19 protein-coding genes and 1 pseudogene are annotated in these 22216 nt (G+C 39.9%); 14 read left to right on the forward strand and 6 right to left on the reverse strand.

Going from position 1 to position 22216, the window contains the following annotated elements:
• Together HMPREF3249_RS09815 and HMPREF3249_RS08025 are read left to right on the forward strand one after the other, a co-directional pair.
• Positions 1–450: pseudogene (locus tag HMPREF3249_RS09815) on the forward strand (MucBP domain-containing protein); the annotation flags it as partial.
• A gap of 62 nt (positions 451–512) precedes the next feature.
• The gene (locus HMPREF3249_RS08025) at positions 513–2447 is read left to right on the forward strand and encodes an SspB-related isopeptide-forming adhesin (RefSeq protein ID WP_373878941.1); all 1935 of its coding nucleotides are present in this window, start codon (positions 513–515) and stop codon (positions 2445–2447) included.
• A gap of 366 nt (positions 2448–2813) precedes the next feature.
• On the opposite strand, the gene HMPREF3249_RS08030 is transcribed toward HMPREF3249_RS08025, so the two are convergent.
• Positions 2814–3431: a hypothetical protein gene (locus tag HMPREF3249_RS08030; RefSeq protein ID WP_257369510.1), complete on the reverse strand. Its 618-nt coding sequence runs from the start codon at positions 3429–3431 to the stop codon at positions 2814–2816.
• A gap of 131 nt (positions 3432–3562) precedes the next feature.
• Entirely contained in the window at positions 3563–4237 is a 675-nt protein-coding gene (locus HMPREF3249_RS08035; RefSeq protein WP_021001206.1) for a hypothetical protein, read from the reverse strand.
• A gap of 606 nt (positions 4238–4843) precedes the next feature.
• Between HMPREF3249_RS08035 and HMPREF3249_RS08040 the strand changes: the two genes are divergently transcribed.
• Positions 4844–5575 (forward strand): MerR family transcriptional regulator, encoded by a 732-nt coding sequence (locus HMPREF3249_RS08040; protein ID WP_037607385.1) that lies wholly within the window; start codon positions 4844–4846, stop codon positions 5573–5575.
• Positions 5576–5628: 53 nt separating this feature from the next.
• Here HMPREF3249_RS08040 and HMPREF3249_RS08045 read toward each other — a convergent pair whose 3' ends face one another.
• A complete protein-coding gene (locus HMPREF3249_RS08045; RefSeq protein WP_021001208.1) occupies positions 5629–6801 on the reverse strand; it encodes an aminoacetone oxidase in 1173 nt (390 codons plus the stop codon).
• A 145-nt stretch (positions 6802–6946) separates the two neighbouring features.
• On the opposite strand from HMPREF3249_RS08045, the gene HMPREF3249_RS08050 reads away from it, so the two are divergent.
• From HMPREF3249_RS08050 to HMPREF3249_RS08060, 3 genes are read left to right on the forward strand one after another with little or no spacing between them, the layout of a single operon-like run.
• The gene (locus HMPREF3249_RS08050) at positions 6947–7441 is read left to right on the forward strand and encodes a DUF536 domain-containing protein (protein WP_003032083.1); all 495 of its coding nucleotides are present in this window, start codon (positions 6947–6949) and stop codon (positions 7439–7441) included.
• Between the two features lie 48 nt (positions 7442–7489).
• Positions 7490–8293 carry a hypothetical protein gene (locus tag HMPREF3249_RS08055; RefSeq protein WP_070496759.1) on the forward strand — a complete coding sequence of 268 codons (804 nt, stop codon included), beginning with the start codon at positions 7490–7492 and terminating at the stop codon, positions 8291–8293.
• A 14-nt stretch (positions 8294–8307) separates the two neighbouring features.
• A complete protein-coding gene (locus tag HMPREF3249_RS08060; protein ID WP_070867560.1) occupies positions 8308–10065 on the forward strand; it encodes a glycerophosphoryl diester phosphodiesterase membrane domain-containing protein in 1758 nt (585 codons plus the stop codon).
• Between the two features lie 54 nt (positions 10066–10119).
• Here the strand turns inward: HMPREF3249_RS08060 and HMPREF3249_RS08065 are convergent, their stop codons facing one another.
• Together HMPREF3249_RS08065 and HMPREF3249_RS08070 are read right to left on the reverse strand one after the other, a co-directional pair.
• Positions 10120–10419: a YbaB/EbfC family nucleoid-associated protein gene (locus tag HMPREF3249_RS08065; RefSeq protein ID WP_003027109.1), complete on the reverse strand. Its 300-nt coding sequence runs from the start codon at positions 10417–10419 to the stop codon at positions 10120–10122.
• Between the two features lie 36 nt (positions 10420–10455).
• Positions 10456–12735, reverse strand: a complete 2280-nt coding sequence (locus tag HMPREF3249_RS08070) for a Xaa-Pro dipeptidyl-peptidase (protein WP_070867561.1) — start codon at positions 12733–12735, stop codon at positions 10456–10458.
• A 108-nt stretch (positions 12736–12843) separates the two neighbouring features.
• Here HMPREF3249_RS08070 and gla point away from each other — a divergent pair, with 108 nt between their 5' ends.
• From gla to fni, 8 genes are all read left to right on the forward strand, one after another.
• On the forward strand, positions 12844–13695 hold the full coding sequence (gene gla / locus HMPREF3249_RS08075; protein ID WP_003041668.1) for an aquaglyceroporin Gla: 852 nt from the start codon (positions 12844–12846) through the stop codon (positions 13693–13695).
• A gap of 216 nt (positions 13696–13911) precedes the next feature.
• A complete protein-coding gene (locus HMPREF3249_RS08080; RefSeq protein ID WP_059221263.1) occupies positions 13912–15177 on the forward strand; it encodes a hypothetical protein in 1266 nt (421 codons plus the stop codon).
• Positions 15178–15258: 81 nt separating this feature from the next.
• Positions 15259–15999 (forward strand): CppA N-terminal domain-containing protein, encoded by a 741-nt coding sequence (locus tag HMPREF3249_RS08085; RefSeq protein WP_059221261.1) that lies wholly within the window; start codon positions 15259–15261, stop codon positions 15997–15999.
• The gene (locus tag HMPREF3249_RS08090; protein WP_059221259.1) at positions 15996–16931 is read left to right on the forward strand and encodes a serine hydrolase domain-containing protein; all 936 of its coding nucleotides are present in this window, start codon (positions 15996–15998) and stop codon (positions 16929–16931) included. Before HMPREF3249_RS08085 ends, HMPREF3249_RS08090 begins: the two co-directional genes overlap by 4 nt.
• A gap of 165 nt (positions 16932–17096) precedes the next feature.
• Positions 17097–17975 (forward strand): mevalonate kinase, encoded by an 879-nt coding sequence (mvk, locus tag HMPREF3249_RS08095; protein WP_059221257.1) that lies wholly within the window; start codon positions 17097–17099, stop codon positions 17973–17975.
• The gene (mvaD, locus tag HMPREF3249_RS08100) at positions 17957–18901 is read left to right on the forward strand and encodes a diphosphomevalonate decarboxylase (RefSeq protein WP_059221255.1); all 945 of its coding nucleotides are present in this window, start codon (positions 17957–17959) and stop codon (positions 18899–18901) included. Before mvk ends, mvaD begins: the two co-directional genes overlap by 19 nt.
• Entirely contained in the window at positions 18894–19889 is a 996-nt protein-coding gene (locus HMPREF3249_RS08105) for a phosphomevalonate kinase (RefSeq protein WP_070496748.1), read from the forward strand. The genes mvaD and HMPREF3249_RS08105 overlap by 8 nt, the downstream gene beginning before the upstream one ends.
• Positions 19890–20906 carry a type 2 isopentenyl-diphosphate Delta-isomerase gene (gene fni / locus HMPREF3249_RS08110; protein WP_049534508.1) on the forward strand — a complete coding sequence of 339 codons (1017 nt, stop codon included), beginning with the start codon at positions 19890–19892 and terminating at the stop codon, positions 20904–20906.
• Positions 20907–20935: 29 nt separating this feature from the next.
• Here the strand turns inward: fni and HMPREF3249_RS08115 are convergent, their stop codons facing one another.
• Positions 20936–22216: a hydroxymethylglutaryl-CoA reductase, degradative gene (locus HMPREF3249_RS08115; RefSeq protein WP_049534507.1), complete on the reverse strand. Its 1281-nt coding sequence runs from the start codon at positions 22214–22216 to the stop codon at positions 20936–20938.

Here is a 22216-nt window from a genome sequence, read left to right on the forward strand (position 1 = left end):
AAGTGACCGATACACCGCGTTCTGAAGTGGGTACTGATTACGATACTACCGATCAGCGTAAGGACACCATTACTACTGTAGTGGATGGCAAGAAGTACAAGCTGGATCTGACAGCGACCCAAGGCGCTGAAACCGGTAAGGTGGTAGAAGGCAATACCAATATCGTTTACTACTATGATCTTGTTCCAGATGCACCGCAAAAGAAATACGGTGATGTTACCGTTGAGTACAAGAACAAAGACGGCGTGACTATCGCACCGAAAGTGACCGATACACCACGTTCAGAAGTGGGAACAGACTACGATACAACCGATCAACGGAAAGAAACAATCACGACAGTTGATGGTAAGAAATATCGTCTTGATCCGAAAGCAACTCAAGGTGCAGAAACAGGAAAAGTCGTTGAAGGCAATACCAATATTACCTACTACTATGATCTTGTACCAGATATTCCAACACCAGATGAATACGGTAACGTTGTCGTTGATTACCAAGACAAGAAAGGTAATACTATCGCACCACGTGTTGTTGATACACCAGATAGCAAAGTTGGTACGAACTACGATACAACAGATCACAAACCAACTAGAATTACTACAGCTGATGGTAAAGTTTATCGCATTGATCTAAATGCAACTCAAGGTCAAGAAAGTGGTAAGATTGTCAAAGGAACTACTCGTGTTGTCTATGTTTACGATGAAGTGGTTGGTGATGTAACCGTTCATTATAAAGATGAAGATGGCAAAGTTATCAAAGATCCTGAAAAAGATACAACTGGTGCTCCAATCAATACGGTTTATGACACTCGTGATCACGCTCATAAGACGATTACTACAAAAGATGGTCGTACCTATGAAATTGTTCCTGAAAAGACTCAAGGTCTTGAACAAGGTCGCGTTGTTGAAGGAAATACAGATGTTACGTATATCTACAAACAAGTATTCGGTGATGTAGTTGTTCACTATGAAGACGAATCTGGTAAGAAGATCAAAGAAGATGTAACGGATACTTCTCATGCTCGTGTTGGCGAAAATTACGATACGACCGATCACAAGACGACAGCGATCAAGTCTGGTGATAAAGTGTACAACCTCGTTCCTGAAAAGACAAAAGGTAATGAAAAAGGTAAAGTTACCAAAGGCGTAACCGAAGTTACTTATGTCTACAAGGAAGTGAAAGCAGAGCCTAAGAAGAAAGGAACCAATGCTAAGGGTGAAGATGTCAACGGTAAGACCATGTTGGCAGGTTCAACCGAAGTTTATACGATTGATATTGACAATGACCAATACAAGGGTATGACAGGCTTAACGGATAAAGATAAGCAAGCAGGCTTGATGGTTGTTGAAAAATACTCTGGTAAGTATGTCACTCCTAACTTGGCTGGTGTTCGTGTAACAACAGAAGACGGTAAAGTTCAAAGTGGCTTCACAACGAAGATTTACAAATCTGTTGCAGAAGCTCCACAAAAGGTTCAAGATTACATCAAGGCTAAGGGCTTGAAGATTGATGGTGAGTTTGCCGTAACCACAGCAGATGATCCAGTAGCTTACACAAACAACTATGTTTTGAAAGGTATCAATCTGAAACTAGTCTTTCCAACAACCGTTAAGAAGGAAATCAAGGAAGCTAGCAAGTATGATAACCGTGCTTATCAAATCGACTTTACTGGTATCCATGAAACAAACCTTGTAACCAACAACATTCCGAAGATCAATCCGAAGAAAGATGTTGTAGCAACTGTTGAAGATGGTCAAAAAGACCAGAATTCATTGAGTGGTAAGACAGTTAAGGTTGGACAAGTTTACAACTTTGAACTGGAAACATCTTATTTACCAGCTAATCGTGGTCAAGCGATTGAAAAGATGGAAGTGAAAGATACTTACTCTCCATTAGTAGAATACAACGGTGTTCACAAATGGTTTGCGAAGACAGACCTTCTCTTGAAAGATGGTACAAGATTAGCTAAAGGTACTGACTTGACGCAATATGTCAGCCAAACAATTGATCACAAGTCAAGAACAGTTGTGTACTCATTCTCTAGCGCCTTCTTGAACAGTATTTCAGATAATAGTGAATTCCAAGCTACAGGTTATATGCAAGTGAAACAACTTGACTATGGTACTGTGAAGAATACCTTTACTGAAATCATCAATGGTGTTGAAAGAAATTCTAATACGGTAACAGTGGTAACGCCAGACAAGCCTAAGACTCCTGACAAACCACAAACACCGCCAGAAACTCCTAAGACACCTGAAAAACCGCAAACACCTCCTACACCAACACCTACTCCAGTAGTGCCAACTACTCCAAAACAACCTGTAACTCCACAAGTAACCTTGCCTTCAACAGGTGAAGTTACAAATGATGGTGCAGCATTGGTAGGATTAGCGTTTGCTGCTACAGCATTGTCAATGCTTGGCTTCAAGAAACGTAAAGAGGAAGAATAAGTCCCTAACGATGATTATCCTAACTCTTGCTAGGCAATAGTGACAAAAAGAGGTTGAGACCGAGTCTCAACCTCTTTGTTATAATATAATGTCGTTGTTGATTGTGTATTTGGATATATGATAAATAAGTCAAAAGTGCTTCGTTCTACTTCTATTTTAAAATTTAAGTCAATCCTTTTCAGATTGAAAAGAGGACAAAAGAGGCTGGGACAAAAGTCCGACCTCAAATATAAAAAGCGAACAAAACTAGTTTTCTGGTAATCAGAATTCTGCTTTATTCGCTTTTCGCATTTAATTATAGATTAGAAGGGCTTAATAATTAAGATTTTTAAAAATTGAAATCTCTTTGTCCCAACCTCTTTAATATTATTGAAAATTGTTACTATCCAAGGCTGTCAATGGTTGCATTGATAATTTTAATGGATTCTTTTGTGTAATCTTTTTTTGTTGTTGTCTTTCAGATTTTGTCATGGGACGTGGCTTTACTACTGGGTCTGGTTTTACGATAGGTTTTTGTTGTTTAACCTTCGTTTCAGCGGTAGGTGCTGGTTGGACAATTGGTGCGGGCTCAGGTTCTGGTTCTGTCTTTACATCAACGACTGCCTCTTCAACAACGGGCTGTACCTCTTCAGAAATGTCTTCTGAAGGTTGCTTTTCTCCCCATTCTTTGCGTGCATCTAACTCACGAAGAACAAATGATTTCCCACGATATTCTTTTGGAACAATAGTTGCGATTTGCTCGTCTGTGAAGAGTTCAGCTTCATCAATATCTACAACATCCCAGACAATTTCCCCATCAGCATTGCGTACATAATAACCGTTTTCGTCTTTTTGTCCAGCTAAGAAACTAGAGACGCCAATAATTTCTGTGACATTGACATAACGCATGCCGGTATCAACGTCCCAAACACCTGAAAATACAGCTTCAAACAGTGCTTTGTATTGTTCTTCTGAATCTAATGAGAAGCCATTGATTGTTTTCATGGCATTAGCACTATAAGCTCTTGATAGCACTTCAAGTTTTTTTTGTAAGTATCAAATGATTTGTTTTTTAAGAAGCGATCTTGCTCTAGTGTTAAAACGGGTTTATCTATTTCTGACATGATTGTAGACTCCTATTCATTATTATTGATATTAAAGTTTAAGGTGATCAGCATTAGTTTTGGCTGAGTGATTTTAAATAATTTACGAGCTAGTGAAATTTTGAAAATACCGATGATATTTCCTTTTGCATCTTGCCGGAAATTTTTTCCGACAACTTCTACATTTTCTTTGTGACCGTCCTTGACTGCTTCACGGACAGCTTCTAACATCGAGTCTTTTATCTCTTCAATACTTGAATACTCACTGTAAAAAGAGACAGAATGATGTTTTTTAAAGACAGCACGGTAAATCATTTTTCTATAAATTTTTTTATAAATAATGGCAATCAAAAATGGTATGGCTAAGCAGATATCAACGACTGGATTTTTTAAATAATCAAATAGTTGATTGTCAAAGTAGCTAATGACTGCTAAGTAACCAAGCGCCGATAGGATTTTAAAGTAGTTGCTAGCGATTACGATGTCTTCGGAACTATTTGCCACTAAAAATCCAACCAATATGTAGATGAAAGAAGCAATTAAAGCCGCAATGTGGATATAGTTTAGCGGTATATTGAGAATATTATATGTTAAGAGTAGGAGAGCTGTGCCGGCAACGAACACAATTCCTACAAAATAGATCAGTTCAGCTAACCACTTCAGCAAGACTAGAAAGACTAACGGTGTGTCTTTTTTCTTTTTTGACATTTTAATCCTTTCTATTCTTTGTTTATTTTTAAGGATAGCCAGACACTAACTTTCCTCATACAAGTACTCTTGTATTATTATATATATATTACCAAAATTTCACAAATAATACAATAAAATTCATATATTCTACGAGCGAAAATCCTTATTATTTCTATGTTTTCTTTCGTTTTGAGATGCAGTTGAAACAAGTGAAAGAAGAGATAGCTAACAGAGACAATAGGGACAAAAGAACTATTAACTTGCCGCCTCTGTTTATGTTAGTTATCATTACAGGGGGAGTTCGGAAAAACTTTGCTGTTTTTAGTCAGTTTAGAGTTTCCCAGGCACAATGGGAGCTGGTAGTTTCACCCCCGCAAGGGTGCTCAACAGTCCCTTAGACTATTGAGGTGGTGGATAAAGAAAACAAAGTTTTCGTCAAAAGTGCTCTTTCGTATTTGAAAAGCGAATGGTGTTGAGATTTGCTTTGCAAGCAACATTAGTGATTTTTTGTACAAAGCAAGGGCGTACTTTGTGATAACTCTATTTGGGGGTAAAATATTTTTAAAAAAGTATTGACTTCAACCTAAGGGGAGGGTTTATAATGAGATTTGTAAGGAGGAAATGATGTATCAAATCAAAGAAGCTGCGCAGCTTTCAGGTGTTTCTGTCAAAACACTGCATCACTATGATAAGATAGGCTTGCTTGTGCCGCAAAAGTCTGAAAACGGGTATCGTCTTTATAGTGAAGCAGATTTAGAGCGCCTGCAAGTTATTTTATTTTACAAATATCTTGGATTTTCTTTAAAGAAAATAGCAGAGCTACTAAGTCAGGAAGAGCAGGAACTATTGCCTCACTTGAACAAGCAATTGCAGTTTTTGCAGCAGGAAAGGGGACATTTGGATACCTTGATTTTCACCTTGCAAAAGACAATTCAAGCTCAAAAAGGAGAAAGAAAAATGACGACACAAGAAAAATTTGTTGGATTTACCTACGAAGACCATGCAAATTATTATCATCAAGCGGTTGAAACATACGGTCAAGAAGTAATGGACGAGTCTCGTGTACGACAAGTTGGCAAAGAAACTGAGACGACGGAAGCATTTAACAAAGTTTTTCGCAATCTAGCTAATAATATGCAAAAAGGTCTAGCTGTGGAAGCACAAGAGAATTTATCAGAAGCCGAGCAGTTATTTCAAGCAATGAATACCTATGCCTTTGATTGTTCTCTGGAAGTTTTCGCTTTTATTGGAAAAGGCTACGTGGCAAATCCTGAATTTAAGAAAAATATTGACCAATTTGGAGTTGGAACAGCTCAATATGTAGCAGATGTTATCCAAGCATACGTTCACAAGTAAAATAAAAAATAGGGCAAATACTAGTGTTCTGCATGGTAGCATTTGCTCTATTTTTAGTATTCCACACTTCCAGCAACCCAGCCAGTACAGAGAGCGACTGTAATATTAAATCCACCGGTATGAGCATTGATATCCAGCACTTCGCCAGCAAAATAAAGCCCAGAAACTAGTTTGCTTTCTAAAGTCTTGGGATTGATTTCCTTAAGACTGACACCGCCTTTGGTCACAAAAGATTTGGCTAGAGACATTTTGCCGATAATAGGAATCGGTAGAGCTTTGAGCTGTTGAATGAGCTCTTCTTTTTCTTTTTCAGTCAATTGTTTGCCTTTTTCAGGGAATGGCTGCGCGAAAAAGTCTGCCAGACGTTCAGGAAGCAATTGTTTGAGGCTATTTTTGAGCGATTTTTCTCGGTTATTTTCTAAAAATGCTGCCAAATCTTCCGCAGAAAACTGTGGTAAGACATCTAAATAAATGGTTTCACCGCCTTTGAGGAAACTGGAAAGTCGCAATGCGGCTGGACCAGATAAACCAAAATGAGTAAAGAGAAGGTCGTGAGTGATGATATGTTTATCATAATGGAGGGTGACATTGGCTAATGCAATCCCCTGCAAAGCCCTATGTGGAAAGTCAGTCAAAAGTGGGCTTTCAGCAGCCTCTAGCTCAGTAACCGTATGGTTGAAATGACGCGCAATCTCATAGCCAAAGCCAGTAGAGCCAGTTGAAGGATAGGATTTACCACCTGTGGTGACAATCAATCGGTCGCTGCTCCAAATGTGCTCACTTGACTTGATGATAAAGCAATCCGCGTTTTTCTTTACAGAAACCACTTCTGTCTGTGTCTTGATTGTAGCACCCAGCTCTTTTATTTTTTGTTCCAAGGCTTCAATAATTGTAGAAGATTTGTCTGTTGTTGGGAAAACGCGCTCGTGGTCTTCCACTTTAAGTTTCACGCCATTCTCAGTGAAAAAATTCATAATGTCATGATTGTCAAACTGGGAAAAGACACTGTAGAGGAAGCGACCGTTGCCTGGTATGCCAGCTAATAAATCTTCTAAAGTGCCATTATTCGTCACATTGCAGCGTCCGCCACCTGTTCCGGCAAGTTTCTTACCTAAGCGTTTATTTTTTTCTAAGAGGAGAGTCTTTTGTCCATGAAAAGAACTGGAAATAGCAGCCATCATACCAGCAGGTCCTCCGCCTATCACGATTGTATCAAAATGGTTCATTGTACTTCTTTCTTTAAATGAATATGTCAAATTTTATTGTATCATAAATATGGTGAAATTCCTTGAAATCCGGAGCAAATTTGACAGTTAAGCCTTGATATGATAAGATTTAGGTATATATCTAGAAAAAGTTTCAGAGGAAATTATGGCAATTGAAAAGACAGTCAGCGAGCTAGCCGAGATTTTAGGGATTAGCCGTCAGGCGATGAACAATCGGGTCAAAACTCTTGCGCCCGAAGATACCGACAAGAATGAAAAAGGGGTCACCGTTGTGACGCGCAGCGGTTTGATAAAGCTGGAAGAAATTTACAAAAAGACGATTTTTGAAGATGAACCGGTCAGCGAAGATGTCAAGCAACGTGAGCTCATGGAAATTTTGGTAGATGAGAAAAATGCAGAAATTGTGCGTTTGTATGACCAGTTAAAAGCAAAAGATGCTCAATTAGCTAAAAAAGATGAGCAATTGCGCGTGAAAGATGTGCAAATTGCTGAAAAAGATAAGCAATTAGACCAGCAGCAGCAATTGACTGCTAAGGCCATGAATGAGCGTGAAACGTTGCTATTAGAATTGGACGAAGCTAAAGAAAAAGTGCAAGCACAAGAGCAGAAAGGTTTCTTTGCAAGATTGTTTGGACGATAGAGAGAATCTCGGTTGAAGAAACTGAGATTTTTTTATAGAATGAAAGGTATGGTAAAGGAAGAACTAGCAAACAATATCAATATCCTTGGCTCTTTTTGTGGAAAACGCGATTTGCCAGAATTAACACAAAAAGCTTTAGAAGATAAATATAGCCTAAAACAGGCTGATGTCATGGTGCTGTTTGGTGGGAGTATTCTAGCGGGTGGAAATATTCTAGCGCAGGCTATGTTCGCGAATATCGCAAAGATTTATGTGATTGTTGGTGGCGCGGGTCATACGACTGATACTTTGCGCCAAGTAGTCGCTAAAGAGTATCCGAAAATAGAAACACAAACTTTGTCAGAGGCAGAAATTTTCAATGCTTACTTGAAAGAAAAGTATAACTTAGCAGCTGATTATTTGGAGTGTCGCTCGACCAATTGTGGAAACAACATCACTTATTTATTGGATTTGTTGGAGCACGAAAAGATTGATTATCAGTCTATTATTTTTTGTCAGGATGCCACTATGCAGGAACGAATGGACGCAGGGCTTAGAAAGTACCTCTCTAAGGAAAAGAAAATTATCAATTTTGCTGCATATCATGCAGAAGTGACGGTGAAAGAAGAACAGTTGACTTTTAAACAGAAACTTCATGGTATGTGGGCAATGGAGCGTTATATAAGTTTGTTAATGGGAGAAATTCCCCGTTTAACAGACAATGCAGCTGGATATGGGCCAAAAGGAAAGAACAACATTGCGCATGTGGAGATTCCGACAGAGGTCAGAATAGTTTTTGAAGCATTAAAACAAGATTATGCTGACTTAATCCGTCTAGCAAATCCTCTTTATGCTTCAGTTGATGAAAAATAAGTTAAAGGAGAATGATGAAACAACAGCGTTTAGGTTTTCAAAAACTCTATCAAAATCTTGATAAAATTCTATTTTTGTTTTTTATTATTTTTATGCTGACAGAATATGCTTGGTTGCCTTTTAATTCGTGGGCGGCAGGTACTTTGCTTCGTCAGACGGGCTATCAATTTCTATCGTATAACAATGTAGTTGGAGTGTTATCTAGTCATCCTCTAGTTACTCTGGCTTTTATCCTCTTGTTTTTAGCCAATCTGTTGGTCGCTTATGTTCAAATCACACTTCTTTTTTTAGGAGCGCACAATCTATTGACTCAAGAAAAGCGAACACTCTTGAAGTTTACCAAGAAAACCATAGCAGACAGTTTACTCATCTTAAAGCAGGTACGTCCTAGTAAAATCTTGTTTGTCTTGTTCTACATCGCTCTGCTCTTTCCTTTTCTCCGAAAAATTCTCAAAATTTACTATCTAAACAAAATTTTAGTTCCAAATTTTATCTTAACTTATTTGAAAGAGACGTATTTTGGGGGTGCTGTCGTCCTGACTCTACTTGTATGGCTGATGTTATTGGTTGCTGTCCGTTTGATGTTTGCCTTGCCCAAAATCTTTTTTGAAAATTCTTCCGTAAGAGAAGCGGTGCAGTTCAGCTTAGAAAAAACCAAGAAACGAACTTTCTTTTATTCTTGGCAGTTGTTTTGGATTGTGACAAAGACTTTTCTCTTCTTTTTTGGAATGACTCTGCCTCTCTTTCTTTTACAGCATGTTGCAGACGGTCATTCCAATCAAGTGGCAACGATTGCTGGTGTGATGAATTATGTGTTGCTGAAAAATGCTCACTATCTGATGTTGAGCTATTTCTTGATTAAATTTGTTTCTTTTCTAACTGAGCAAGGCTTGGCGGATTGTCCGCGGCGAAAGTTCGATCGCGTTTTGCGCTGGCTTGTGATTTCCATTGCTTCTATATTCTTTGCTGTAGAAGGTTATATGTATCTCATTTTTCCATTGGAAACGGTTCCTGTTACGATTTCTCATCGAGGAGTGTCGCAGGAAAATGGTGTACAAAATACGATTCAGTCATTGGAAAAGACCGCTTTGCTGAAGCCAGACTACATTGAAATGGATGTGCAAGAGACAAAAGATAGTCAATTTGTCATGATGCACGATGCTAATCTTTTCAATTTGGCAGGTGTCAATGCAAGTCCACAGGATTTGACCTTGGCAGAACTAACTGCTTTAGAGGTTTCAGAAAATGGCTATCGGACAAAAATTTCCAGTTTTGATGCGTATCTCAACCGTGCCAACGAATTGGGGCAGCGGTTGCTCATTGAAATCAAAACCAGCAAAAAAGATTCTTCGGATATGATGGAGCGCTTTTTGAAAAAATATGGCCCAACGATTAAAAAGTACGGTCATCAAATGCACTCATTGGACTATCGCGTGATTGAAAAAGTTGTGAAATACGATGCTAGCATTAAAAGCTTTTTTATCCTGCCTTATAATACAATCTTCCCACGAACCAAAGCTAGTGGTTATACTATGGAATACTCCACACTAGATGAAAACTTTGTTTCTAAGTTGTGGCAAGCAGATAAATTGCTCTATGATTGGACGGTCAACGATGTAAACAGCATTGCAAAATCTTTCCGCTTGAATGTTGACGGTATCATAACGGATGATGTTCAACTGGTGCAAAGTTCCATTAAAGAGCTGAAAGACAATCCAAAATATACAGACTTACTCCTTAATAAAGCCTTTGATTTCTTTAATTTTACATAAAATAGCCCCCTCTTAGCAATGAACTAGGAGGGGGTGAGTTTTTTGAGATTTGTTTTAAAACGGCATTTTGCCTGCAAAGGCACCTAACTTTTTCTTAGTTGCGGCATCAATTTCTACGAGGGCAGCGTTGATAGCTTGGGTTGTCATGTCAGATAAAGTTTCTAAGTCTTCTGGGTCGACAACAGCTTCTTGGAAGTCGATTTTGACGACTTTTTTATCACCTGTAAGAGTTGCGACCACGAGGTCTTGGGCAGATTTGCCAACAAATTCTGTCGCAGCAAGCTCGGCTTGCCCTTTTTCCATTTGTTTTTGCAATTTTTGTGCTTGTTTCATCATGGATTGCATGTTCATCATTGTTTTAGTTCTCCTTAATTTTCAAACATTAACATCTTATTTTACCATATCTGGCACATCTAAGCTAGAGTTTGCTAGGTCAATGGTCAAATGATAGTCGGTATTATCGCGGACGGTGTGCTCAAAGTCGGTAGTATAAAGGACAAGACGGAGTGTATCACCTGCTACCATTTTGTAGATAGTTGGTTGGAGTTCAAAAGAAATTTCCATCCATTGATCTGGTGTGACTTCTTCGACTGTTAGCAAATCGTTGCGGTTTTGCAGATTGAGAAATCCTTTTGTCACAACGCGATGCGGTGTCTCTTTGAAAGGCAATTCCATTAAATGATCCAGCATATAAAAGCGACCATTGTCCATGACTTTTGGTGCAAGGACGCCAGGAATTGGGGTGAGACGTTTAGCTTGTCCAAGATCTAACAGCTGTGCGGAAATCAAGCCTTTATCGGTGCTGGATTTAAGGTGCAGATTGAGCTTGACGGGGCCGTTAAGGAAAAGGTCTTTTTCTAAGGTGAAGTCAACGGTCACTTGATTGACTTTTCCGTCAAAGAGTTCATTTTTGAAGGTTTGATAGGTCTTGCTGAAACGCTTGTAGTCCGTCTCAGAGTAAGCATTTTGAATATCTTGAGTAGTACTACCTAGATTGAAATGAGTGTAGTGTTCTGGATTGCCGAAAGTCTCTAGTGACAACCAGCTTTGTGCTTGACTATTGTCTTGCCAGATTACGGTTGGCAATTCAAAGTGAGAATTGTAGCCTAGCAGTTTCTTGCTGAGAAGTGCATTCATGGACTCACGAAAGTCAATGGATTGCCAATTGTTCATGTAAACGTGAGCACCGTTGTGGAAAAACAAATGCTTTTTGATGTTTTGTGGCAGGGCATGGAACATGTTGTACACATTGAGCGGCTTGACATTCCAGTCTTGGGAGCCATGCGTAAAGACGACTTCGGCTTTGACCTTGTGCGCGTGAATCAGATAGTTGCGGTCATGCCAAAATTGATTGTAGTCCCCTGTTTTGCGATCGAGATTTTCTTTTAATGATTTGAGGCTTTTTTGATACTCAGCATCGTGACGAAGACGTTCACCTGCTAGAAGATTGCGTGAGTAGGTTAATTCTGTCAAAGAGTCAAAATCTTCACCAGGATAGCCCCCAGGACTTGTCACCAAACCATTTTCACGATAGTAATTGTACCAAGAAGAAATTCCAGCTTCGGCAATAATAACCTCCAGCCCTTCTACGCCAGTCGTAGCTAGCCCATTTGACAAGGTTCCGAGGTAAGAAATTCCTGTTGTAGCAACTTTTCCATTGGACCAAGTGGCTTTGATTTCTCGCTGTTTGGTATGGTCTGTGAACGCACGGCAGCGACCATTTAACCAATCAATAACATTTTTATAGGCTTCGATTTGATAATAATCTCCGCTCGTCATAAGCCCCTCAGAGTCCTTGGTTCCCACACCTGATACATATAAATTAGCAAAACCACGAGGAAGCAAATAATCATTGAGCGTGTAAGTACCGATATGACCGAGTGTTTCTTCTGCTTGCTCCACCAATACTGCTTGACCTTGTGGTTCAACCAAGCAAACTTCAGAGTTATGGACGGTAATTTTTCCAGCTTCCTTTTTAACCAAATCCACATTCATGTTATAGAGCGCTTTGTCGCTAGCTTTGTCGTTGGTTCCTTGGTGATAAGGGCTGGCAGTCATAACGGCAGGAATTTGTCCGTCAAAACGAGGACGAATGATACTGACCTTAATCAAATCAGGCAGACCGTCTTCGTCGGTATCCACGCGCGATTCCACATAGACCACTTCGCGGATTGCATTATGGCTAGTAAAAGTCGCAAGACTTTTACCATTGAAATAGTGGTAGGTATTGTCTTCAGGAATCAAACCGTCGCTCACTAGTTTATCAATCAAGAGATTGCCGTTTTTGGTGCGTGTGTTGAGCAACTGATAGAGATTTTCGAGCAGATTTCCATAGGTAATGGGAAAGTTTACGTCCTTGCGGAATGTTTCTACATCGTCGAAGTCAACAAAGGGCACAAATTCCAGCAATTGAAAAATGATGGTATAAAAAATCTCTGCTGTCAATTCTTGATTGGACGTAAAAAAACTGAGTAAGTCTGTTTTTGAATTGGCAATCAAAGATTTTAGGGCATAGTCTGTATGTTTATAATTAAAAAGAGTTCTACGTACAAAAGTTTCCAAATTTTCTTTATCAGAATGCCCTGGTTGGAAAGAAAATCCAATGCTTTCCATTTCAGCCAGCATTTTTTCGTTTGTTTCTGGTGTATAACTATACTGATTATAGCGCATATTTTTACTCCTTTTTTACATTTTGTCAAAAAATAACCTTTACATTATCCATTGTAACTGATAAAATAGGATTTGTCTAAAATTTTTTAATTAAAGAGGAGAACAAAAATGGACGTCACATGGGCTGTGAAATATATCACAGAATTTCTTGGAACGGCAATTCTCATTATTTTGGGGAACGGAGCTGTTGCCAATGTGGAATTAAAGGGAACCAAAGGTCATCAAAGCGGCTGGTTAGTCATTGCAGTTGGTTATGGTATGGGGGTTATGATTCCTGCCCTTATGTTTGGAAATGTATCAGGAAACCATATCAATCCTGCATTCACACTAGGACTTGCAATTAGCGGATACTTCCCTTGGGCACAAGTTGCGCCTTACATTATTGCACAATTATTGGGAGCGATATTTGGACAAGCATTAGTAGTAGCGAGTCACCGCCCTTACTATTTACAAACAACAAATCCTAATGCGATTTTGGGATCATTCTCAACTATTGTAAATACGGATGACGGAAGCAAGAAATCACATGCTGCTTCTATGATAAATGGCTTTGTCAATGAATTTATTGGTTCATTTATCTTGTTCTTTGCAGCAATGGCCATGACCAAAAACTATTTTGGTGCAGAAGTTGTTAAATATGCTGCTACTCGTGGAGTGGATGCTACTCAAATCCAAGGAAAAGTTGCAATTGGTTCTCACATCAATGCCGGACTTGCGGTTGCCCACTTAGCACTTGGTTTCCTTGTCATGGCATTGGTAACGTCACTTGGTGGTCCTACAGGTCCAGGTCTGAACCCTGCACGTGACTTAGGCCCACGTATTCTTCATTTTCTTCTTCCAAAATCAGTTCTTGGTGAGCACAAAGGAGATTCAAAATGGTGGTATGCTTGGGTACCAGTTGTATCTCCAATCCTTGCCGGTATTGCTGCAGTAGCACTTTACAAGATGATTTATGGATAAGTTGTCAAAAAAGAAACGGTTCATTACGAGCCGTTTTTTGATAACGAAGAGATAAGATTGAGCGAAAAAATAGATAAGTGACTAGACGCTTGCCAATATAAAATGCTATACTAAAGAGTAAGGATAATAACAGTAACGGGAGTGAGACAGCAAAACTGATTTTTTGCAAAGTAACAATTTTTGTCTCATTCCTGCCTTTTATTTGGGAGAGATGAAATGGAATTAGATAAACTAAGTGGGAGACGGACTCTATTGTTCGGTATTTTGGCGATTCTTTTTGGTGTTATTATTATTGCAAACGGTGTTGGTTTTACAAAATTTGCCCTAGATTTATTGGTCATTTACTTTTTATTTGTCGGAGTTATCAATCTTTTTTTCCGTTTCTTAGTGAAGAAAAATCGTATCAGTCTTGGTTCTGCCCTCCTCCATGTTTTGGTGGGGCTGGTTGTTGGCTTTCTTAACCGTGCCAGCAATCTGCCAGTCAATATTGTCATTATTATATTGGGCTGCTATCAGTTGTGTACGGCGGCAGTCTATGGCATTACTTATCTTCTTTACCGTCAAAATAAGCTAAAAGGCGGTTTCCGTTATCTTTTTGATACCTTGCTTTATGGCGGGATTGGACTGACAACTGTCTTTTCTCCTAGCACGGATGGTAGGATGCAATTTTTGATTGTTGGTATTTATCTGATATTACTAGGCTTTTCTAACGTTCGAGACGGTCTTATGTTCAACACCGATGTGGAGAAAAAACAACTTCGACGCCGTATTCGGATTAACCTGCCTGTCATTATCGCTGCCTTTTTCCCAGCAGAGCAACTGAATCGTTTTAATCGTTTTTTGCAGGGTGAAAAACGAGAACACCAAAAGGTTTACAGCCGTATTCGAGATGAACAAAAGCTAGTTGACTTAGAAGTGCTGATTCATACATCAGATCAAAATCTTTTTGGGATGATTGGTCACGTTGATATTTGCTATAAAGGAAAAGTTGTTTCCTATGGTAGTTATGATATTTTTTCAGAGCGTTTATTCGGCACGATTGGAGACGGTGTCTTGTTTAAAGTGGATAAAGACGTTTATATTGATTTGTGCAAAGAAGAAAGCAAAAAAACCTTGTTTGGTTATGGGTTATCTTTGACAGATGAGCAAAAGCTAGCTGTGGAGAAACGGTTGGCTGAGATTGATGAGTTGTTGGAAGTGTGGGATCCACCGGCGAATTTGAAAGATGGTAAGCGCACGTATGCTTATAAATTGAAGCATGAGTTGAATGCTCGTTTATATAAGTTTAAAACAAGTCGTTTTAAGACTTATTTTATCCTGTCTACCAATTGTTGTCTGCTAGCCGATAGCATTATCGGACAGGCTGGAACAGCCATTTTAGATATGCGTGGGATTATTGCGCCGGGAACTTATCAGTCTTACCTTCAATATGAATTTGAGTCGGCAAATGAGCTGGTAGTGGTACAAAATATTTATCAGTAATAGCACAATTTTTTCTATTTTTACATAAATATTTGTAAAATACACAAAAATTATTTAAAATAGAAAGGCTTGGAGGAATTTATGTGTTCAACAAATAAAATTGTAAATACGATACCAGTATTAAAAATCAATAATCGAAAAAACAATCTCGCATTTTATTGTCAAACTTTGGGGATGAAAAATTTGCTAGAGGAAGGAGCTTTTGTCAGCCTTGGAGATCAGACAAAAGTTGAAAAATTGCAGCTAGAGGAGTCGCCCAGTATGCGCACTCGCAAAGTTGTTGGGACTAAGAAATTAGCGAAAATTGTTATTAAAGTAGCCGATTCACGAGAAATTGAAGCACTTTTAGCGCGTGGCAGCAAAGTTGATTATCTTTACCAAGGTGATAATGGCTATGCTTTTGAAGCAACTTCGCCGGAAGGAGATACGTTTTTACTGCATAGCGAGGAAGATTGGACAACCTTGCAGAGAGTGATGATTGCACCAGCATTTACGCCGCTAGAGGATTTTGTTGGGCTCAGTCAATTTACTATAGAGCAGATTCATATCAATGCTCCAGATAAGGAAAAAGCAGTCACTTTTTATCAGGAATGGCTAGGAAATCAGTCTATTCTAACATTCTCACCAGCAAGCGGACCAGATTTGCTGACGGAGAGTACTCAAACTTGGGATTTGGCAATGATTAAATTTATAGTTGAGCAATTTGATGTGGAAGCATTGCGTGATTTATTTCAAGGAAGAGAAAATTTTATACCTAAATCGGGCAAATTTTTCCTGACCAAAGATGAGAGCCAAATTGAAGTTTGGATTGAAGCAGTATGAGTTCAAGCAAGATTCTCTCAAAAGTCGAAGAACAGATAGCACAGCAAATCTATCCTGGAGCTAGCTTAGCTTTGTATACTCGTGGAGAGTGGCAAGAATATTATCTTGGTGAGAGCAATCCTGAGCGAGGCGAGAAGACTCAAGCAGGACTGGTCTATGACTTAGCGAGCGTCAGTAAGGTTGTGGGTGTCGGAACGATTTTGGCTGTTCTATTCCATGAGGAAAAACTAGATTTAGATGCACCGCTAACACAATATTATCCCGCTTTTCATGACAATTCTGTCACGGTAGGTCAGCTGGCTACTCACACATCAGGGCTAGATCCCTTTATCCCCAATCGAGATGCACTCAATGCGGTCGAATTGAAAGAGGCGCTAAATCATTTGAAAGTGCTTGATAACAAGCATTTTCGTTATACTGATGTAAATTTTTTATTGCTGGGTTTTATGGTAGAAGAAATTTTTCATTCTTCTTTGAGTGACATTTTTGAGCGGAAAATTTTTCAGCCTTGGGGTATGAAAGAAACAGCGTTTGGACCTGTTGCGCAAGCGGTGCCAACGGTTCGCGGTGTGAAGGAGGGAGTTGTACATGACCCCAAAGCGCATGTGTTGGGCAGACATGCTGGTAGTGCAGGCTTGTTTTCGACAGTTCGGGATTTGGAGCTCTTTTTGGAGCATTATTTACAGGATAACTTTGCAGCAACTTTGACAAAAAATTTCTCAAAGGAGATTGGAAAAACACGCAGTCTTGCTTGGGATTTAGACAAAGAGTGGTTGCAGCACACAGGCTATACTGGAACGTTTATTATGTTTAATCGTTTACAGCAGAAAGCGGTCATCTTCCTTTCCAACCGAACGTATGAGAAAGACGAACGTGCACAATGGATTTTAGACCGCAATGAGCTTATGGATTTGATTAAACAAAATCTGTAAAATGAAGACAGTTAGGATAAGAGCTGGATTTCCTGCTCTTTTTCGCTGTTTTAAAAGTTGAAATAAATTAGTTTGGAATATAAAAGGAATTGACTACTAACAATCGCTTTTTTCTATGAATTATATTAAAATAATAGATGAAGTATTGTGATGTAGAGAGAGAATATGACAAAAAAAGTAGGTGTCGGTCGGGCACATAGTAAGATTATTTTGATAGGGGAGCATGCCGTTGTCTATGGCTACCCTGCTTTGGCTCTACCTTTAACTAATATTGAAGTGACTTGTCGCATTTTGCCGTCAGATCATGCGTGGATTTTGTATGAAGAAGATACTCTTTCTATGGCGGTTTTTGCTTCTTTGGAATTTCTAGGGGTGCAAGAGGCTTATATTCGCTGTGAGATTGAGTCAATGGTGCCTGAAAAGCGCGGAATGGGTTCTTCTGCGGCAGTGAGTATTGCTGCGATTCGAGCTGTTTTTGATTACTATGAGCAGGAGTTGGATAGGGAAACTCTGGAAATTTTAGCCAATCGAGCGGAGATGATTGCCCACATGAATCCGAGTGGTTTAGATGCTAAGACATGCTTAAGCGATCGTGCTATTAAATTCATCAAAAATGTTGGTTTTTCAGAGTTTGAGACGAATCTTGGAGCCTATCTTGTGATTGCAGACACAGGGATTTATGGGCATACACGGGAAGCTATCCAAGAAGTTGAGCAACTCGGAATGACCGCTTTGCCACATCTTCATCAGCTTGGAAAATTAACCAATGAAGTTGAAGAAGCTTTAAAAGTAAAAGATTTAGAGAGAATCGGGATTGCCATGTCAAAAGCTCACCTCAGCTTAAAAAATCTAGGCGTGAGTTGCCCTGAAGCCGATCGACTTGTTGCCACAGCGCAAGAAAATGGAGCGCTTGGTGCGAAAATGAGTGGTGGTGGTCTAGGTGGCTGCATTATCGCTCTAGTGGCGAGCAAAGAAAAGGCTGTCAGTTTGGCTGATTTATTGAGGGAGAAAGGAGCGGTAAACACATGGATCGAAAGTCTGTAAAGGTGCGGTCTTATGCCAATATTGCCATTATCAAATATTGGGGTAAGAAAGATACTGTCAAGATAATTCCTGCAACGAGCAGTATTTCTTTGACCTTGGAAAATATGTACACAGAAACAACTCTGTCTAGCTTACCAGCGAGTGCCCAGTCAGATGAATTTTACATCAATGGTGTTCTGCAAGATCAAGCTGAACATAAAAAAATGAGCAATATTGTAGATCGTTTTCGTCCTCAAGGAGCTGGTTTTGTACGAATTGATACCAACAATAATATGCCGACAGCAGCGGGGCTTTCATCCAGTTCAAGCGGTTTGTCTGCGCTTGTTAAGGCTTGTAATGACTTTTTTGAATTGCACTTGTCCACAAAAGAGCAAGCACAAAAAGCAAAATTAGCTTCTGGGTCTTCCTCACGGAGTTTTTATGGACCGATTGCAGCTTGGGACAAGGATAGCGGAGAGATTTATCCAGTAAAGACAGATTTGAAATTAGCGATGATAATGCTGGTTTTGTATGATCAAAAAAAGCCGATTTCAAGTCGTGAGGGAATGAAACGCTGTGCAGAAACCTCCACGACATTTAGTGATTGGGTGAGACAGTCCGAAGAAGATTATAAAGCCATGTTGACTTATTTGTCTAACAATGATTTTGCTAAGGTGGGAGAATTAACAGAAAAAAATGCGCTTGCCATGCATGCTACCACTCAGACAGCAACGCCAGCGTTTTCTTACCTGACCGAAAAAAGCTATGAAGCAATGGACTTCATCAAACAATTACGCAGTCAAGGAGAGCGTTGTTATTTCACTATGGATGCAGGACCAAATGTAAAAGTGCTGTGTTTGGAAGAAGATTTGGAGCATTTGGTGCCGATATTTGCAGAAAAATACCGCCTCATTGTCTCTAAAACGAAGGAATTGCCAGATGACTAAAACAGTAAGAACATGCGGGAAATTGTATTTGGCAGGGGAATACTCTGTATTGACAGCGGGACAAGGCGCGATTCTGAAAAATATTCCGATTTATATGACGGGAAAAATTCATTTTTCTGAACGTTATCAGTTGTTTTCAGATATGTTTGACCATACTGTAGATTTGACACCTGATGATGAGTACAGTCTCATTCAGGATACGGTTGCTGTTATGAATGAGTTTTTACAAAGTCGATCCATTTCACTACGTCCCTTTTTCTTAACCATTACTGGAAAAATGGAGCAAGATGGAAAAAAATTTGGTCTTGGCTCTAGTGGGAGTGTCGTAGTTTTAACCATACGAGCAATAATAGCCTTGTATGGTCTGGCGTTATCTGCTGAGGAAACCTTTAAGCTGGCAGCCTATGTCCTTCTTAAACGTGGGGACAATGGCTCAATGGGAGATGTGGCTTGTATCGCTTATGAAGATTTGATTTATTACCAATCTTTTGACCGCAAAAGAATAGCGGAGCAGATCAATGATTCGCCCTTAAAACAGGTAATATCCCAAGATTGGGGATACGTCATTCGGAGGATTCAACCACAACTTACGTTTGACTTTCTTGTAGGCTGGACAAAAGAACCAGCTATTTCTAGAGATCTGATCAATCAGGTCAAATCAGCAATTTCATCCAGTTTTCTAACACAAACACAAGAAGAAGTTCTTCGACTGGAGAAGGCGCTGCTTGCTGGTGAGAAGGAAATTATGAAAGAAAGCCTAGAAAAGGTTAGCGACCTATTGGCGGAACTTAGCCCCGCTATTTACAATGAAAAACTGAGAGCTTTAAAAAGAGCCAGTCAAGGATTGGACTGTGTGGCAAAGAGTAGCGGTGCTGGCGGTGGCGACTGCGGCATAGCATTGTCTTTTGATTCGCAAGCCAGTCAAATCTTAGTGGAACGTTGGCAAAGGGCAGAGGTTGTCCTTTTATATAAGGAGAGGTGGGAATAAATGAGTGAAAATCGTAAAGACGAGCACATAAAGTATGCTTTGGAGCAAACCTCTGGCTACAACAGTTTTGATGACATGGAGCTTATTCATTGCTCGCTTCCTAAGTATGATTTGGACGAGATGGATTTGACGACGCAGTTTGCAGGCAAAGATTGGGAATTTCCGTTTTACATCAATGCTATGACAGGTGGAAGTGAGAAAGGGAAAGACATCAATCAGCGCTTGGCACAAGTTGCAGAATCCTGCGGTATTCTCTTTGTCACAGGCTCTTACAGTGCTGCCGTGAATAATCCAGCAGATGATTCTTATGCTGTCAGCAAAGACAAGCCCAACCTGCTCCTTGCCACTAATATTGGAGTGGATAAGCCGTATTCCCTAGGTCAGCAGGCAATCACAGATCTTCATCCTCTTTTTTTGCAAGTACATGTCAATCTCATGCAAGAATTGCTCATGCCAGAAGGAGAACGCTCTTTTAAAACTTGGCGAGCACATTTAAAAGACTATGCTGAGCAAAGCACAGTCCCGGTAGTGTTGAAAGAGGTTGGCTTTGGTATGGATTTGGCAACGATCGAAACTGCTTATGACCTCGGTATTCGAACGGTTGATCTTTCTGGTCGTGGCGGAACGAGCTTCGCCTATATTGAAAACAGGCGCGGTGGCAATCGAGACTATCTCAATGATTGGGGGCAATCGACACTCCAAGTCTTACTAAATGCTCAACCGATGATGGATAAAATGGATATTTTGGTGAGTGGTGGCGTACGGCAGCCGCTTGATATGGTGAAGGCTTTTGTGTTAGGAGCTAAGGCTGTAGGACTTTCACGCACCATGTTAGAATTGATTGAGACATATTCGGTGGATGAAGTCATCACGATTGTAAACGGTTGGAAAGAAGATTTGCGTTTGATTATGTGTGCACTTGGTTGCCAAAATTTGCCGGAATTAAGACGAGTGCCTTATCTTTTGTATGGACGTTTGCGAGAAGCACAAGATCAACTAAATAAAGAAATCCGATGAGTTTTTTCACTTATCGGATTCTTTTTTTTCTATGATTTTTGACGAATGTTTTCTAAAATTTCTTGTGCTCTTTTGAAACTAAAATGTTTCTCAGAAATGAGTTGAGAAACCAGAAGAGCGATTTCTGTATCCTTAGCTCCTGCTAAAAGAGCGAGAGATTTGGCTTGTAGCTTCATGTGACCGTGCTGGATACCGGTGCTGACCAGGGCTTTTAGAGCCGCAAAATTTTGCGCTAAGCCGATAGACGCAATAATACTGGCTAACTCTTTGGCGGTTGGTTGTTTTAGCAAGTCAAAGCTAACTTCCACCGTAGGGTTGAGCCCAATGGAGCCCCCTTTGGTAGCAATGGGAAGAGGAAGCGTAATCTCTCCGCAGAGCGTTTGAGTAACTTCCTTGATTGACCAAGTAGTCAATCCTTGATAGGAACCATTTCTACTAGCGTAGGCATGCGCACCAGCTTCAATCGCCCGCCAGTCATTTCCTGTCGCTAATACGACAGCATCAATTCCGTTGAAAATGCCTTTATTGTGGGTGCTGGCACGATAAGGGTCTTGCTTGGCAAATTGGCTTGCCAGCACGATTTTTTTAGCAATGTCAATGGCTTCTGATTTATTTCGACTAAGAAAACGAAGATCAATTTCACAGGTGGCAGTTACTAAGGCTTCTGTTGCATAATTTGATAGAATTGCTATCAGGCTTTCACCGCCAGTCAACTCTTCTAATGGTGTTTTCAACGCTTCTAGCATGGTATTGAGGATATTGGCGCCCATAGCTTCTTGGGTGTCAACTGTTAGATAAACGACTAAAAATTCAGCTTCGCCATTTAGCCATTCTACACGTAAATCACGCGCACCACCTCCGCGGTTGACAATCGACGGGTGTGCTTGATTGGCCAGCTCTAGCAATTCTTGCTTGTGATTTTGGATATTTTTTATAGCCGCTTCAATATTTTCTACTTGATAAAGAGCAACCTGTCCAATCATTTGACGATTGTGAATAGTCGTTTTGAAGCCTCCAGAGCGCTTAATAATTTTTGCTGCAAAGCTAGCAGCCGCAACGACAGAGGGCTCTTCTGTTACGAAAGGTACCTGATAAACTTGCTCGTCTACCACAACATCAGGAACGAAAGAGTAGGGCAGAGCAAATGTCGCCAGAACATTTTCGCTCATTTGGTCGGCTGTTGAGAGAGGGAGCATGTGATTATGCTCAAGGTTTGTTTGATTATCCTCGTTTAGTAAGTGATAATCTTTTAAAATTTGCAAACGTTCTTGAAGCGATTTTTTTGAAAAGCCCGTCCAACTTATCTTCAT

Source organism: Streptococcus sp. HMSC36C04 (assembly GCF_001839535.1).
GTDB lineage: Bacteria > Bacillota > Bacilli > Lactobacillales > Streptococcaceae > Streptococcus > Streptococcus hominis.

Coding starts and splice junctions, on each gene's coding strand:
- HMPREF3249_RS08030 (WP_257369510.1), bottom strand. CDS start 3,431: ATGAAAACAATCAATGGCTTCTCATTAGATTCAGAAGAACAATACAAA.
- HMPREF3249_RS08035 (WP_021001206.1), bottom strand. CDS start 4,237: ATGTCAAAAAAGAAAAAAGACACACCGTTAGTCTTTCTAGTCTTGCTG.
- HMPREF3249_RS08040 (WP_037607385.1), top strand. CDS start 4,844: ATGTATCAAATCAAAGAAGCTGCGCAGCTTTCAGGTGTTTCTGTCAAA.
- HMPREF3249_RS08045 (WP_021001208.1), bottom strand. CDS start 6,801: ATGAACCATTTTGATACAATCGTGATAGGCGGAGGACCTGCTGGTATG.
- HMPREF3249_RS08050 (WP_003032083.1), top strand. CDS start 6,947: ATGGCAATTGAAAAGACAGTCAGCGAGCTAGCCGAGATTTTAGGGATT.
- HMPREF3249_RS08055 (WP_070496759.1), top strand. CDS start 7,490: ATGGTAAAGGAAGAACTAGCAAACAATATCAATATCCTTGGCTCTTTT.
- HMPREF3249_RS08060 (WP_070867560.1), top strand. CDS start 8,308: ATGAAACAACAGCGTTTAGGTTTTCAAAAACTCTATCAAAATCTTGAT.
- HMPREF3249_RS08065 (WP_003027109.1), bottom strand. CDS start 10,419: ATGATGAACATGCAATCCATGATGAAACAAGCACAAAAATTGCAAAAA.
- HMPREF3249_RS08070 (WP_070867561.1), bottom strand. CDS start 12,735: ATGCGCTATAATCAGTATAGTTATACACCAGAAACAAACGAAAAAATG.
- gla (WP_003041668.1), top strand. CDS start 12,844: ATGGACGTCACATGGGCTGTGAAATATATCACAGAATTTCTTGGAACG.
- HMPREF3249_RS08080 (WP_059221263.1), top strand. CDS start 13,912: ATGGAATTAGATAAACTAAGTGGGAGACGGACTCTATTGTTCGGTATT.
- HMPREF3249_RS08085 (WP_059221261.1), top strand. CDS start 15,259: ATGTGTTCAACAAATAAAATTGTAAATACGATACCAGTATTAAAAATC.
- HMPREF3249_RS08090 (WP_059221259.1), top strand. CDS start 15,996: ATGAGTTCAAGCAAGATTCTCTCAAAAGTCGAAGAACAGATAGCACAG.
- mvk (WP_059221257.1), top strand. CDS start 17,097: ATGACAAAAAAAGTAGGTGTCGGTCGGGCACATAGTAAGATTATTTTG.
- mvaD (WP_059221255.1), top strand. CDS start 17,957: ATGGATCGAAAGTCTGTAAAGGTGCGGTCTTATGCCAATATTGCCATT.
- HMPREF3249_RS08105 (WP_070496748.1), top strand. CDS start 18,894: ATGACTAAAACAGTAAGAACATGCGGGAAATTGTATTTGGCAGGGGAA.
- fni (WP_049534508.1), top strand. CDS start 19,890: ATGAGTGAAAATCGTAAAGACGAGCACATAAAGTATGCTTTGGAGCAA.
- HMPREF3249_RS08115 (WP_049534507.1), bottom strand. CDS start 22,216: ATGAAGATAAGTTGGACGGGCTTTTCAAAAAAATCGCTTCAAGAACGT.